Source organism: Bradyrhizobium ingae, from assembly GCF_055791185.1.
This window is the reverse complement of sequence record NZ_JBVUBB010000051.1, coordinates 1-14,692: the sequence shown is the minus strand read 5'-3', so window position 1 is coordinate 14,692 and position 14,692 is coordinate 1. Positions and strand designations below refer to the sequence as shown.

Here is a 14,692-nt window from a genome sequence, read left to right as displayed (position 1 = left end):
GGACTCATTGATTGAGATAGAAGGCGACGGAGGCTGCGATGCAGATCGCCGAGAAGAAGGTGTGAGCGCATCGGTCGTAGCGGGTGGCGATGCGTCGCCAATCCTTCAGTTTGGCGAATAGATTTTCGATCTTGTGACGGGAGCGATAGAGGCCTTTGTCGTAGACGAGCGGCTGCTTGCGGCTTCTGGTCGGCGGGATGCAGGCTTCCATGCCTTTGGCCTTCAGGGCCGCACGGAACCAGTTGGAGTCGTAGCCGCGGTCTGCGATCAACGCCGAGGCGGGCGGCAGGGCTCCGAGCATCAGGCGAGCGCCCTTGTGGTCGCTCATCTGGCCTTCCGAGAGCAGCATGACGAGCGGCTTGCCAACGTCGTTGCAGACGACGTGGAGCTTGGAATTCAACCCGCCTTTCGTGCGGCCGATGCAGCGGGAAAGAACCCCTTTTTTAGGAGGCTCGCGGCCGTTCGGTGCGCCTTCAGATGCGTGGAATCGATCATGATGCGCTCTGGCTTCGGTCCTTCCGCCGCCAGGGTGGCAAAGATCCGATTGAACACGCCGAGCCGGCTCCAGCGGATGAGGCGATTGTAGAGCGTCTTGTGCGGACCGTAGCCCTTCGGCGCGTCCTTCCACTGCAGACCGTTGCGAATGACATAGATGATGCCACTGACAACGCGGCGGTCGTCGACCCTCGGCACGCCATGCGCCAACGGAAAACACGGCGATATGCGCGCCATCTGGCGCGCGCTGAGCAGAAACAAATCACCCATCAAAGTCTCCGAATCAGGAGACCTTGAATCACGCATCAATCAAAATTAATAGGTCCTGAGCCTAGCTTAGCATCGATTGCTCAAAAGCCACCCAATTTCCCTCGGCTTTGCAACATTTCGGCGATTTTGGCGCTCTGTTGGGAGAAATCCGGCGTCACTAGGCAGGTAACATTTTGCACGATCTCGGAGCATTTAACTGAGGTCGCCTCGACCTAAGACTCTCACATATTTCCACAAGTCTCAGGGAGCGAAGAGATGACAATCGGCAAAGGTTTGCAGATATTCCCGCGAGAAGAGTACCTACGTCGGCTCGCCGCCGTAAAATCGGAAATGAGACGACGCGACATCGACACACTTTTTGTAAGCAATCCTTCGAATATCGCGTACCTTTCGGGTCACACCGCTTATTCGTGGTACGTCCCGCAAGGGCTCGTCATTTCGATTGACTGGGAGGAGCCGACGTTCATCACGCGCCGCATGGATGCACCGGCCGCCATGCATGAGACGTTCCTTCAGCATAGCAACGTAATTGGCTACCCGGAAAACCTCATCGCGAACCCTGAGAGGGACGGCTACGACTTTATCATCGATTTTTTTCACGAACGTGGCCTTGCGAACCGCGGCATAGGGCTCGAGCTGAGCTCCCTGACACTCAAAAGCGGGCCGGCCCACGAGAAGTTCAAGGCGCGTCTGCCGAATGCGAAGATCGTGGATTGCTCGAGGGCTGTAGACTGGGTTCGGATCGTTAAGTCGGATCTCGAAATTTCAGTTATGCGGGAAGCTGCTGCTATCACGACTGCGGCAATGTTGCGTGCCGCAGAAGTGATACGCCCCGGGGTGCGAGAAGCTGATGCGGCAGCCGAGATCATCGGGACGTTGGTGCGCGGAGCGAACGGGAAACCTGGAACGGCGGTTTCGCATTTCTGCATGTGCTCTTCGCCACGCACCGGCACGGCCCACATTCGATGGAGCGAGGATGTCTTTCGGGATGGCTCACAGATCAATCTTGAAATTGGCGGCGTCCGATATGGATACACGTCTGCGCTGATGCGAACTTTCATAATCGGTTCGCCGTCCGATCGTCTGCGTCGGCTACATGACGCAGAGGCCGCAGGTCTTGGGGCCGCGCTCGGCGCTGTCCGCCCCGGCGCGACGTGTAGCGATGTCGCCAACGCATTCTACCGCACGATCGAAAAACGGGGTTTCAAGAAAGAATCGCGCTGTGGCTACTCGATTGGTATCGATTGGTCGGAACCAACCGCGAGCCTTAGGGATGGAGACACGACGGTACTAAAGCCGAACATGACCTTCCATCTCATGCTGGGTAACTGGATTGACGAGGATTTCGGTTATGTCCTGAGCGAGACATTCCGCGTAACCGAATCCGGCGCCGAAGCCTTGGCGACGGTTCCTCGAAAGCTGTTCGAGCTCTAGTCTGGTTGTTTTCTGTGTGGAACAGGCAATTGCGAACTAGCACCTTTGGTCAGCGAAGATGAAGTGGGATCGAGAGAAATCAGGAGAGACAGGAGGCCGATTGACGTATTTCAGCGCGGAAAGGCCGATAGCGACGAGATGAACCTGTTCCAGGCCCAGGATCCGGCGCTGCTCACGATCAAGGGCGAGGTCTACATGCCCATGATCGACACCGCGGAGGTCGTGGCCAAGCGCTACGGCATGTCGCGCGAGAAACAGGGCGAATATTCGCTGGAGAGCCAGCGCCGCACCGCGTCAGCCCAGCAGGGCGGCAAGTTCAGGGACGAGATCGCGCCGATCACGACCAGGATGGCCTGGACCGACAAGGCGACCGGTGAAGTCTCGTTCAAGGACGTCACGCTGTCGCAGGACGAAGGTCCGCGCCCCGAGACGACGGCGGAAGGCCTCGCCAGTCTCATGCCGATGCGCGACGAAGGTACCAGCATCACCGCCGGCAATGCCAGCCAGCTCTCCGACGGTGGCAGCCCACCGTGATCATGAGCGACAAGGAAGCCGCCAAGCGCGGCCTCAAGCCGCTCGGCATCTTCCGCGGCTTCGTCTCCGCCGGCTGCGAGCCGGACGAGATGGGCATCGGCCCGGTCTTCGCAGTGCCGCGCCTCCTCAAGCGTCATGGGTTCAAGGTCGACGACATCGGTCTCTGGGAATTGAACGAGGCCCTTGCCGTGCAGGTGCTCTACTGCCGCGACAAGCTCGGCATCGATCCCGACAAGATCAACGTCGATGGCGGCGCAATCGTGGTCGGTCACCCCTACGGCATGTCCGGCGCGCGGCTCACCGGCCACGCTCTGATCGAAGGCCGCCGCCGCAAGGCCAAGTACGCCGTCGTCACCATGTGCGTCGGCGGCGCCACGGGCGCGGCGGGACTTTTTGAGGTGCTGCAGTAACGGGCTTCGTCGTTCCGGGGCATTCGCGGTCACGCGAATGAACCCGGAACCTCGCGCCCAAACTTCTGGATTCCGGGTTCGCGCTGCGCGCGCTCCGGAATGACGAATAGGGAATAACGCTCACAGGAGGATCCGATGGATCTCGCATTCACGAAAGAAGAGCAGGCGTTTCGCGAGGAGGTGCGGCAGTTCTTCCGCGACAACGTGCCGCCGGACACCCGGCGCAAGCTGGTCGAGGGCCGCCATCTGTCGAAGGACGAGATGGTGACCTGGTGGCGCATCCTCAACAAGAAGGGCTGGGGCGTCAGCCACTGGCCGAAGCAGTATGGCGGCACGGGCTGGACATCCGTGCAGCACTACATCTTCAACGAGGAGCTGCAGTCCTATCCGGCACCGCAGCCGCTCGCCTTCGGCGTCAGCATGGTCGGCCCGGTCATCTACAGCTTCGGCAACGAAGAGCAGAAGAAGCAGTACCTGCCCCGCATTTCCAATGTCGACGATTGGTGGTGCCAGGGCTTCTCGGAGCCCGGCTCGGGTTCAGACCTCGCCTCGCTCCGCACCAAGGCCGAGCGCAAGGGCGACAAGTGGATCATCAACGGCCAGAAGACCTGGACGACGCTGGCGCAACACGCCGACATGATCTTCTGTCTCTGCCGCACCGATCCCTCCGCCAAGAAGCAGATGGGCATCTCCTTCATGGTCTTCAGCATGAAGTCGAAGGGCGTCACCGTGCGCCCGATCCAGACCATCGACGGCGGCCACGAGGTCAACGAGGTCTTCTTCGACAATGTCGAGGTGCCCATCGAGAACCTGATCGGCGAGGAGAACAGGGGCTGGGACTACGCAAAGTTCCTGCTCGGCAATGAGCGCACCGGCATTGCAAGCGTCGGCGTCTCCAAGGAACGCCTCCGCCGTATCAAGGAGCTGGCGGGCAAGGTCGAGTCGGGCGGCCGCCCGATCATCCAGGACGCCGCCTTCCGCGAGAAGCTCGCTGCCTGCGAGATCGAGCTCAAGGCGCTGGAGCTCACCCAGCTCCGCGTCATCGCCGACGAAGGCAAGCACGGCAAGGGCAAGCCCAATCCGGCGTCCTCGGTGCTGAAGATCAAGGGCTCGGAGATCCAGCAGATCACGACCGAGCTTCTCATGGAGGTCATCGGCCCGTTCGCCGCGCCCTACGACATCCATGGCCACGACGGCTCCAACGAGGCCATGGACTGGACCGCGCAGATCGCGCCGAGTTACTTCAACAAGCGCAAAGTCTCGATCTACGGCGGCTCCAACGAGATCCAGCGCAACATCATCGCCAAGGCGGTGCTGGGACTGTGACATCCTCTCCCTCTCCCCGCTCTTCGCGGGGAGAGCGAGGGAACGCCCCGCCACGCAGAGACCAGTGACTTGAGGAAGCAGAAATGGACTTTGATCTGACCGAGGAGCAGCGGCTCCTGAAAGAAAGCATCGACGGCCTCTTGAGCGATTCCCACGATTTCGAGAGCCGCAAGAAGTACATGGCCGAGAAGGGCGGCTGGAGCAAAGCCGTCTGGGGCAAGCTCGCCGAGCAGGGCCTGTTGGGCCTGCCGTTCGCGGAAGCCGATGGCGGCTTCGGCGGCGGCAGCGTCGAGACCATGATTGTGATGGAGGCCCTGGGCCGCGCGCTCGTGCTCGAGCCTTATCTCGCCACCGTCGTGATCGGCGGCGGCTTCCTGCGCCATGGCGGCTCGGATGCGCAGAAGGCCGCGCACCTGCCGGGTATCATCGACGGCAGCAAGACGCTTGCCTTTGCCCAGCTCGAGAAGAACTCGCGCTATGACCTCTTCGACGTCGCCACGACGGCGAAGAAGAAGGGCGACGGCTGGGTTATCGACGGCGAGAAGTTCGTCGTGCTCAACGGCGAGAATGCCGAGACGCTGGTCGTCACCGCCCGCACCAAGGGCGACCGCCGCGACATGTCCGGCATCGGCGTCTTCCTGGTGCCCGCGAACGCCAAGGGTGTCACCAGGAAGTCCTATCCGACTCAGGACGGCCTGCATGCCGCCGACATCAGCTTCACCGGCGTCGAGGTCGGCGCGGATGCTGCGATCGGCAATCCCGAGAACGGCCTCGCCCTGATCGAGCGCGTGGTGGACGAAGCCCGTGTCGCGCTCTGCGCCGAGGCGGTCGGCCTGATGGACGAGTCGCTCTCGACCACGGTCGAGTACATCAAGACACGCAAGCAGTTCGGCGTCGCGATCGGCTCGTTCCAGTCGCTCCAGCACCGCGCCTCCGACATGTTCGTCGCCGCCGAGCAGGCGCGATCGATGTCGATGCTCGCGACCATGGCGAGTGATTTCGAGGACGCGAAGGAGCGCTCCAACGCGATTGCAGCGGCCAAGGTGCAGATCGGCAAGTCGTTGAAGTTCGTCGGCCAGCAGTCGATCCAGCTCCACGGCGGCATCGGCATGACCATGGAGGCCAAGATCGGTCACTACTTCAAGCGGCTGACCATGATCGAGAACTCCTTCGGCGACACCGACTATCACCAGCGCCGTGTGGCGGACGCGGGCGGGTTGCTCTAGTGGCAACAAACGTCATTGCCGGGCTTGACCCCGCAATCCACCTTCTTCGAACGATGGATGCGCGGGTCAAGCCCGCGCATGACGGAATTTTTCCAAGCGATCAGGCGCGATCGAGGATAAATCGCAATGAAATTCACCCCGTTCGATCTCACCGGAAAGGTCGCCGTCGTCATCGGCTCAAGCCGCGGCATCGGGCGCGCGGCGACGGAGCCGCTCGCGTTGATTGATCATGTATTGTCGGCGAGCCACTGAAGCTGACTGAACGGCACGTGCCGACAATGGTTTTTCCAACGGGAGCGCTCGAGCCCACGCGGTATCGAGGGCAAGCTGCACCTTATCGCCGACTGCGCCGCTGCGGCCTGGAGCGACGATGCTCGCGCTTGGTGGTCCAAGAGAGCACACAGCGTTCGAGCGCCACGATTGCCTTAGATATTGCTATTGCGCGACCGCTCCGCGGTTCGCGCTGCGACGCCGTAAGCGATTGACCACGGCCGCCGAACGAGACAAAACGATATCTTGAGCTGGGCCGTCGTGAGAGGACCACAGTTCAGGAGATGGATGCCATGGTCATCCGGCAGAGGTCCGTGATGTCATACACGGGCAACTTCGTAGCACGACGGATTGCCGGTGCGACGCTTGGGAATGCAGCGCATTCAAACAGGATGGCCGCGATCTCCGGATGGGCGGAGCGCAGTCGGGCAATGCAGGCGGCAATGTCTGTTTCGATCGCAGGGAGGTCAGCAGGGGGCGCGGGACGTTTCAACTCGTCGTGCCAGAATTTGCCACCCTCGATGCCGCCAATCACTATTCTCGCCCGCTCGGTTGGGTTATCGATGCCGAGGAGCTCCTCGCCGCAATACGATGAGTCAAAGGTTAGCACAGCGATCTTGCCGGGCGCTGGAAATTGGCGAAGCAATGCGGGTATCAGGAGCAGGCTGGACATCGCCACGGGAACATCCACTGACGCAGCGACCGCTGGCTGATGACGGATAGAGAAGCCACAGGTCGAGCTTATCGCTGCGGCGCCCCGCGCGACTAGCCGCCGGGCAGCTGCAACGAAGGCTGGTCCAAGCGACGCATCGCCGCGGACCACATTCTCAACCCAAGCTTCCGTTACGGTTTCAAAAATAACGGGGAAGTCAAAGGTCTCTGGATGAAAGATCGAGCCACGGGCGGGACTTGGCGGCGTGGCACCAGGCGGTACGCCGCGTTCAAGACGGAGAATTCCAAGAGAGGGTAGAGTTTGCCAAGCCATGCCTGAGTTTATAACGTACAGTGAAGCCGCCATGCTTCAAGTTTTGCGATTGCTTGCTACAATCCGGCGCGAAAATGGGAATCTGTGACCATTCAGCGAGCTCGGCGCGGTCACCAACTGATCGACGTTTCAACCATCACCTGTCCAGGCTCCGAAGCTGCGGGCGGCGTTCATCTCACGAGCAACCGCATCATGCTTGGGTCCTTAGTACCTTGGGGGATGCCGGCCTCCGTGGAACCGAACACATCCAGTTTCTACAGACCATCGCGCCGGGCGACGCCACAGATATGAATAGCGGGAGTGAGGGTCATCGGCACTCCCCAGCGAGCGATGCATAGTTGGCTCAAGCAACGAGAGAATCTGGACGCATAACGTCGGCATCGGCGAGGTCGCGGAACTCCTCGTGGGCATACTCAAACGCTTGGGCTCGAAGCGCGGACGATTCCCTTGTCTTGCCACCCAATGATGATGGGCTTTGAGAGTGAGCACCTGGGGCACCCACCGTCTTGCTCTACGGCCACCATGATGTTCCGCCTGCGGAGCCCTTGGAAGGGGATTGTGCGCTCATGTCCAGTTTGTAATTCCGGGCTCGCACGGAACGAACCCGGAATCTAAAGTTTGTTCCACGAGGTTCTGGGGTCATGGCGTTCCCACGAATACCCCGGACTAACGCATTACTGCAGCACCTCGAACAAACCCGCCGCGCCCATGCCGCCGCCGACGCACATGGTGACGACCGCGTATTTTGCCTTGCGGCGGCGGCCCTCGATCAGAGCGTGGCCGGTGAGGCGTGCGCCCGACATGCCGTAGGGGTGGCCGACCGCGATCGCGCCGCCGTTGACGTTGATCTTCTCCGGATCGATGCCGAGCTTGTCGCGGCAGTACAGCACCTGCACTGCGAAGGCCTCGTTCAGCTCCCAAAGGCCGATGTCGTCGATCGTGAGGCCATGGCGCTTGAGCAGGCGCGGCACGGCGAACACCGGGCCGATGCCCATCTCGTCCGGCTCGCAGCCGGCGGAGACGAAGCCGCGGAAGATACCGAGCGGCTTCAGTCCACGCTTAGCAGCTTCCTTGTCGCTCATGATCACGCAGGCACTGGCACCGTCGGAGAGCTGGCTGGCATTGCCGGCGGTGATCGTAAAACCTTCGCCGCGCACCGGCTTGAGGCCGGCGAGGCCCTCGGCCGTAGTCTCAGGGCGGGGGCCCTCGTCCTGCGACAGCGTGACGTCCTTGAGCGAGACTTCGCCGGTGGCCTTGTCGGTCACCGCCATCTTGGTGGTGATCGGCGCGAGTTCCTCCTTGAACTTGCCGCCTTGCTGGGCGGCTGTGGTGCGCCGCTGGCTCTCCAGCGAATATTCGTCCTGCTTCTCGCGCGACATGCCGTAGCGCTTGGCGACGACCTCGGCGGTGTCGATCATGGGCATGTAGACCTCGCCTTTGATCTTGAGCAGCGCCGGGTCCTGAGCGTGAAACGTGTTCCTCTTGTCGTTCTGCACGAGCGAGATCGACTCACCACCGCCGCCGACGGCGATCTCGACGCCATCGAAGATCACCGAACGCGCCGCGAGCGCGATGGCCTGAAGGCCCGAAGCGCACTGGCGATCGATCGTCGCTCCCGAGACGCTGACTGGGAACCGCGCGCGCAGCAGCGCGGTACGCGCGATGTTGTCGCCCGTTGCGCCCTGCTGCATAGCCACGCCCATAACGACATCCTCGACCTCGCTCGGATCGACCTTGGCGCGGGCAACGGCCTCGGCGATCGCATGCCCAAGCAGGGTTGCGCCCCCCGTTGCGTTGAGGGCGCCGCGATAGGCCTTGCCAATCGGAGTGCGGGCGGTGGAAACAATAACGGCGTCGATCACTTAGCGAACTCCTGTTGCGACGTGCTTGATGTGAAACTTACGTCAGCTGGTGCGTTTCGTGGCGCCGGCGCCGACACAGTCTGGATGTTGCGTTCCACATCGGAGGAGCGGTCGGAAATTCCGGCGGTGCATGCTTCCTCTAGATTTCATCGCCCGAAGCTATCATCATTGCGAAGCATTGCTGAATCATGCGCACCTACGCGGTGCCAGGAGCACCAAAATGGCGAACTCCAGACTGCCCCAGTTTACATAGCGACCATCGCACCAGATCTAACGCGTATTCGTGCAACGAGGGCGCTTTAGCGCCTCAATTCTGCACCCAAGCCCACTTTTCGATGGATTTAGTCAGACAGCTGTCTCGGCGATGTCCAAATCCGAACAGGGCACCTCTAGAATTGTCTCCCTCCGCCAGCGGCCAAAGCCGCGCTCCTCTCGAACAAAAGGGCAGCTTTGCCAGCCAAGTTCGCGCCCTGCTTTGGTTCAGCTAAACGAAATACGTGCTCCAGCTATTTGCGAAATTGTGATAATTCCCGCGAGGTCCCCTCGGGCAGCTCAACTTTGTTGACGCGGGTACCGGCCTCCGCGAGGAAGCATAGGGCGCAGCGAGAGCACGCCTCTACGGAACGACCATTTTCTCGATCATACGCGCATAGAACTTCACCGCCGCGCCCCGCCCGAACGGCAGCTCTCTGTGATCGAACTTCGCAGCGACTACATCGAGGGACTCATTTCGATCAGCATCTTTGCCAAGCCGGCGCAATCGGCTACACGCAAACCCGTTTCTTGCCGCACCGTTTCTGATGCGATTAGAAAGCCAGTGCACTCAAATACCAACGCCGCAATATCGGGCTCGGCTTTCAAGAGACCCCTCACCGCATTCATTACATCCTTAATGAGTTCGCTCGGCGCGATGTCAGGAACAGGGTCGAGCATCCGCCGCCACGAGTCGCTGCCTTCAATTCCTGCCACAGAGACGTTCGTGTCGGTGGACGACCAGCCCGCGGCCCCGAAGTGATCTTCTGTTAGTTTGTTGGCATCGTAGGTGAGAATGCCAATCTTGCGGCCCGGTGGCACGGTTTGAGCAACAAATGGTACAAACAGGAGGCTTGACAGGGCAACCGGGATCGAAACGGCGGCAGATACCTCGGCCTGCAACAACCCGGCGAAGCCGCAATTCGCGATGATCGCCGCGACCCCTTCACTTTCCAGTTGGCGCGCACATTTGATGTACTCCTGCTTCACCGATTTGTCGCCCTCAGTGACCTTCCGCGCCGTCGCACCGAGAACCTTTACGCGCTTGACCGGAAATTGAAACGTTCCTGGGCCCGCGAGAAATCCGGCATGTCTAACCGGTTCGTTCTCAAGTTCGAGAATGCCCAATGTTTTTTCAGCCATGATAGTTCACTCTCAGCTCTATAGCACTATCGCGCTTTCGACATTGTGAGGAGTTCTTTCCGCGACAGAGGACACCTTCAAGCATTTGGCCATAGAATTAGCCTCCAAAGCAGGAGCATCGACAGTGATATTTTTCGTCGCTTTCTGCTCCTCTGTCGGCCGCCACCTTAGTCGCTGAATGGCGACGCTGATCACCAATGGCCGCCGAGTGACTGATGGATTCCTGCAGTTGATCTTCTCCGACGCAGGAATTCAGCCCGATTCTTTGGCATTTGCCCGGTCCGGATCGTTCGCGAGCTGACGTTGACCGCCGCTGCGCGAGGGGCCTGATCACATCGCAAGCTTTGATCATCGCCGCGCGGAACGTTTCTCTGTTACTCCTTTTGCCCATGACTGAAAAGCCGCATTTATTCCGAGCGGATAACCGCTGTGCCCGGCCCAAGGCTCTAGCTACCCCTTAGGCACAGTCCGCCGCTTGAACTGAACACGCCGTCAGCATCCACAGTTCATTGATCCAATGCACACCAGCCGATGAATTTCGCCACGAATGACGTCGATAACGGCTCGCAGATCTCACCCAGTGGTACCAACCCGCTCCATTCGATCCGCATTCATCAACACAACGCAGTCGGACCTTGAGAGCGTCTCTTCCCGATCACGTGCGACGAACAGGGGCGGAACGTCGACGCGTATCACTCCGCAAAGCTCTTCGCTCATACGTACCCGACGTTCAGCGTCGAGATCGGAGAAACGGCTCATAGCACGGCAGTCCACACGGCAAGAGCGCGAGCAAACGCGATACGTTACTGCTGGCCGCCTGAAAGCATAGTTCATTCTTCCAGGTCTTGATATCAGCACAGCGAGAATCTTGCGGGCGGGAACGTTTTCTGTCCTACCGGGCAACGCGATAGTGGCGTCCGCTCTTGCATTCGCTCGTTCGATCCACCGTTCCGATACCGGCGTTTCGATCGCATGTCGTTCACTGGCAAGAGCTCACTTCCAAGGGACGAAAGCCATGCGGCACCAAAGGGCCACTTCAGCTCCGACATGATGCGGTCATAGACGAGACTTCCAACCATAACGACGCGACGTCCGACGAAGAAACGGGACGGATGAACGCCGGACACCGTCAGTACGAAGACGACACATGATCCTGCCTGTTGTAGGTGTCATCACTCAAATTGATCCGGTGTATCGAAGGAGCAAATGCTCAGCAAACGTCGGCTCTCTCCAGCGAAGGCCGCTCTGGGCGACGTGATGGAGAGTAAGGACATAGGTGTATGGCACGCCGCAGAGAAACCGCGACGACGCAAACCCTGCGATGACTTTTCGCGATAACAACTAGAGCCGGTTGTGAGAGTCTCGTATGGTCCCTTGTTGAAATTGCCAATGCAATCAGGTTACCCTCCGCGCGGAGTATTTTGCGTCGCATTTCCGATAGGGCGGGATGAATTTCTGCAGCATGCCCGGATTTTGCGACGATATTCATCATCGCTGGAGCCGCTTATGCAATACGACCGAATAGATGCCCGGATCCTCGAGATCGTGCAGAAGAATAATCGCCTGACGTCCGAGACAATCGGCGAACTAGCTGGTCTCTCTGCAACCGCGTGTCAGCGACGACTGAAGAGGCTTCGGTCGGAGGGCATCATCGAAGCCGATGTCTCGATCGTCTCACCGAAGGCCGTAGGAAGGCCAATTCAAATGCTCGTGCTAGTCACCTTGGAACGGGAGCGCTCGGATATAATCGATAAGTTCAAGAAAGCGATCAAATCATCGGCCGACGTGGTCAATGGATTTTATGTCACCGGTGACGCTGATTTTGTCCTATACGTCACGGCGCGCACCATGGAAGATTATGAGCATTTCACTCGGCGCTTCTTCTATGAGAACTCAGACATCAAAGGTTTCAAGACAATGGTCATAATGGACCGAGTGAAGGCGGGCTTTGGGATTCCAATCGATGCCCCATCCGGAGACTGATACACCTCATCTTGCCGTGAAACTCTCAATTCCACCGAGTTTCGCATCATGTGTCGAAAGGTAGCGCCGCCACCTCCAAGCCATCAACCGAAACGATAGCAAGACATCCTTGAACTCGACTCTTGGGACGTCAGGTTCAGCTCACATAGTCGGCCTTCTGCTTTCGTGGACTATGCAACAGGATGGCGGTCAGGCCGAAGCTATAGCAGATGATCGTCTCTGCCTCCGTTACTGAGCAGCGTGCCCCAGCCCCTTCATGGCGCGTCGGCTGCGGCGTTCGAATTCGTCGCAAAGCCGAATGGATCGATGCTGCACTTGCAAAAGCAAGTGCTGCCCAGCTTATAGACCAATCGCGCTCTCCTGGGTCACCCTCAACCAAGCTCCACACTTGAAATCGTACTGGGTCACGATGCGCTAAAGTTCAACAAAAAAGGCGGGCCACCCCAAAAGGAGTGGCCCGCCAAGTCAGGGAGGAAACGCCCCCTAGGGAGGCCTCTGGGATCAGGCCGCAGCCTGTTCGATCGGTGAGAATGGCATGCCGAGGCTATCGGCGACGGCCTTATAGGTAAGCCGGCCACGATAGACATTCAGGCCAGAGCGTAGATGCGGATCTTGGAGCACGGCCGCAAATCCCTTATCGGCGATAGCCAAGCCAAATGGCAGCGTAGCGTTATTCAATGCTTGGCTTGAAGTAAGCGGGACAGCACCGGGCATATTGGCGACACAGTAATGAATGACGCCATCGATCTCGTACGTGGGCTCTGCGTGTGTAGTCGGTCGTGATGTCTCGAAGCATCCACCCTGGTCGATAGCGACGTCCACGATTACTGAGCCCTTGCGCATTGAGCTCAACATGCTGCGGCTAACAAGTTTTGGCGCACTCGCGCCAGGAACGAGCACCGCGCCAATGACAACATCTGCCGCGAATACCTCCTCCTCAACGGTTTCAATTGTTGAGAACCTGGTACGAACACGTCCACCAAAGAGTTCATCCAGTTCGCGCAGCCGCGGCAATGATCGGTCGAGGATCGTAACTTCGGCACCCAAGCCCGCAGCCATGCGCGCTGCATGCGTGCCGACTACGCCCCCTCCGATCACGACGATACGCGCTGGCTGGACCCCCGGCACGCCACCGATTAACAGCCCACGCCCGCCCGCGTACCGCTTGAGGGCCGCACCAGCTGCTTCGATCGCAAGTCTGCCGGCTACCTCGCTCATAGGCGCAAGAAGCGGAAGGCCCCCATGCGCATCAGTGACAGTTTCGTAGGCGACTGCTGTGCAGCCCGACTTGATGAGCCCCTTGGCCTGCTCCGGATCTGGAGCCAGATGAAGGTAGGTAAAGAGGATGTGGTCGTCTCGCAACTGAACCCATTCGGGGGGTTGGGGCTCCTTGACCTTCACAATCAGCTCGCTCGATGCAAATACCTCTCGAGCAGAATCGAGTATCGTCGCGCCAGCCTTGAGATAACTGTCATCCGTCGCGCCAATACCAGCGCCCGCATTAGTTTGAACAAACACGCGATGGCCAGCGCTCACATACTCACGGACGGCGCCTGGTGTGAGGCCGACGCGATATTCGTGCGTCTTGATTTCCTTAGGAACACCAACCTTCATCAGAATCTCCTCGCTTAAGTCCATCTATGTAATCCTAAACGTGTTGCAAACACGCCCGACAACCGACCAAAACGCGCAGAAATTCGGCGATTTCGGTTGCAACAATGCAGGATTCTGCACGGTGGGGCTTAGCCGAACTCTCAGCAGTAATTATCGCGGGGAGGTGAGATTCGGCCAACTGCGCTAGCACACGCACGCTCCTATGCCGTCAGGCAGCAAGACGGATCGAAGCTAACGAGCAGTATCTATCAGTTATCCTCTTCCTGCTTACGCCATATTCGGGCGAATTCTCTTGGAGAATCCTACTCTAGGTAGAGCGACCACAGCACAATGAACATGGATCGCGCCTTTCAACGATTTGTCGATCAACTGATCGAAAGCACAACTAGCGAGGCCGCTCAGCAGTGCATGGCAGAGCTTGCAGATGTACTGAACTTGTCCTGCTTCGCCTATCTCGCCCTGCCTCGCGACCCGGAAGGCGTCCCGCAGCTACTTTCGACATGCCCGCCGTCCTGGACTGCACACTACCTTGCTTGCCATTATGAATCCTTCGATCCTGTAGTTCGGCAGGCAGTCCGCCATCCTCGCCCCTTTAGGTGGGGCTTGGCCTTGGGCCACGAATTCGCTCGGAGCGCGATCGCGAACTGTTTGAACAAGCCGCCACTTTCACGATACCGGTCCACGATAGTAGAGGTCCGATCGCGATTGTGACCTTTGCGATCATGGCCTCTCCACCTTACTGCGGCAGAAGCGCGTTCTTAGGTATCCCTCCATTGAGGGCCGCCTTGCCTGATGAGCGGGATCGCTGCAGGTCCTAGGGGTAATCCTAGGAGAAGCGCTATGACGATTTCGAGGGCGGAGGTAATCACATCGGTCGAGCGGCGGCGC

At 59.4% G+C, this 14,692-nt stretch carries 10 protein-coding genes and 2 pseudogenes; 7 read left to right on the top strand and 5 right to left on the bottom strand.

The window, feature by feature from the left end:
- Window positions 1-4 precede the first annotated feature (4 nt).
- Window positions 5-765, bottom strand: a protein-coding gene (locus ACV1FX_RS38255) for an IS5 family transposase (protein ID WP_473122685.1) whose coding sequence is annotated in 2 segments (ribosomal slippage) — window positions 5-447 and window positions 447-765 — 762 coding nt in all. Because the reading frame shifts where the segments join, the coding sequence is not laid out codon by codon here.
- A gap of 255 nt (window positions 766-1,020) precedes the next feature.
- On the opposite strand from ACV1FX_RS38255, the gene ACV1FX_RS38250 reads away from it, so the two are divergent.
- The 5 genes and pseudogenes from ACV1FX_RS38250 to ACV1FX_RS38230 form a co-directional block, all read left to right on the top strand.
- Window positions 1,021-2,199 carry a M24 family metallopeptidase gene (locus ACV1FX_RS38250; RefSeq protein ID WP_473122684.1) on the top strand — a complete coding sequence of 393 codons (1,179 nt, stop codon included), beginning with the start codon at window positions 1,021-1,023 and terminating at the stop codon, window positions 2,197-2,199.
- Between the two features lie 129 nt (window positions 2,200-2,328).
- Window positions 2,329-3,143, top strand: a pseudogene (locus tag ACV1FX_RS38245) (acetyl-CoA C-acyltransferase); the annotation flags it as partial.
- A gap of 135 nt (window positions 3,144-3,278) precedes the next feature.
- Window positions 3,279-4,469: a pimeloyl-CoA dehydrogenase large subunit gene (gene pimC / locus ACV1FX_RS38240; RefSeq protein ID WP_473122683.1), complete on the top strand. Its 1,191-nt coding sequence runs from the start codon at window positions 3,279-3,281 to the stop codon at window positions 4,467-4,469.
- A gap of 83 nt (window positions 4,470-4,552) precedes the next feature.
- Complete coding sequence (pimD, locus tag ACV1FX_RS38235) at window positions 4,553-5,695, top strand: pimeloyl-CoA dehydrogenase small subunit (RefSeq protein WP_473122682.1); 1,143 nt, start codon at window positions 4,553-4,555, stop codon at window positions 5,693-5,695.
- A 126-nt stretch (window positions 5,696-5,821) separates the two neighbouring features.
- Window positions 5,822-5,914, top strand: a pseudogene (locus tag ACV1FX_RS38230) (short-chain dehydrogenase); the annotation flags it as partial.
- 328 nt (window positions 5,915-6,242) lie between these two features.
- Here the strand turns inward: ACV1FX_RS38230 and ACV1FX_RS38225 are convergent.
- The 3 genes from ACV1FX_RS38225 to ACV1FX_RS38215 all read right to left on the bottom strand — a co-directional run bounded on the left by ACV1FX_RS38225 (window position 6,243) and on the right by ACV1FX_RS38215 (window position 10,207).
- Complete coding sequence (locus ACV1FX_RS38225) at window positions 6,243-6,638, bottom strand: aspartate/glutamate racemase family protein (RefSeq protein WP_473122704.1); 396 nt, start codon at window positions 6,636-6,638, stop codon at window positions 6,243-6,245.
- A 986-nt stretch (window positions 6,639-7,624) separates the two neighbouring features.
- Window positions 7,625-8,812: an acetyl-CoA C-acyltransferase gene (locus ACV1FX_RS38220; protein ID WP_473122681.1), complete on the bottom strand. Its 1,188-nt coding sequence runs from the start codon at window positions 8,810-8,812 to the stop codon at window positions 7,625-7,627.
- 711 nt (window positions 8,813-9,523) lie between these two features.
- Entirely contained in the window at window positions 9,524-10,207 is a 684-nt protein-coding gene (locus ACV1FX_RS38215) for an aspartate/glutamate racemase family protein (RefSeq protein WP_473122680.1), read from the bottom strand.
- Window positions 10,208-11,713: 1,506 nt separating this feature from the next.
- Between ACV1FX_RS38215 and ACV1FX_RS38210 the strand changes: the two genes are divergently transcribed.
- Window positions 11,714-12,190 carry an Lrp/AsnC family transcriptional regulator gene (locus tag ACV1FX_RS38210; RefSeq protein WP_473122679.1) on the top strand — a complete coding sequence of 159 codons (477 nt, stop codon included), beginning with the start codon at window positions 11,714-11,716 and terminating at the stop codon, window positions 12,188-12,190.
- Window positions 12,191-12,691: 501 nt separating this feature from the next.
- Here the strand turns inward: ACV1FX_RS38210 and ald are convergent.
- Window positions 12,692-13,804 carry an alanine dehydrogenase gene (ald, locus tag ACV1FX_RS38205; protein ID WP_473122678.1) on the bottom strand — a complete coding sequence of 371 codons (1,113 nt, stop codon included), beginning with the start codon at window positions 13,802-13,804 and terminating at the stop codon, window positions 12,692-12,694.
- Window positions 13,805-14,134: 330 nt separating this feature from the next.
- Here ald and ACV1FX_RS38200 point away from each other — a divergent pair, with 330 nt between their 5' ends.
- Window positions 14,135-14,515 (top strand): autoinducer binding domain-containing protein, encoded by a 381-nt coding sequence (locus ACV1FX_RS38200; RefSeq protein ID WP_473122677.1) that lies wholly within the window; start codon window positions 14,135-14,137, stop codon window positions 14,513-14,515.
- The last annotated feature ends 177 nt before the right edge of the window (window positions 14,516-14,692 follow it).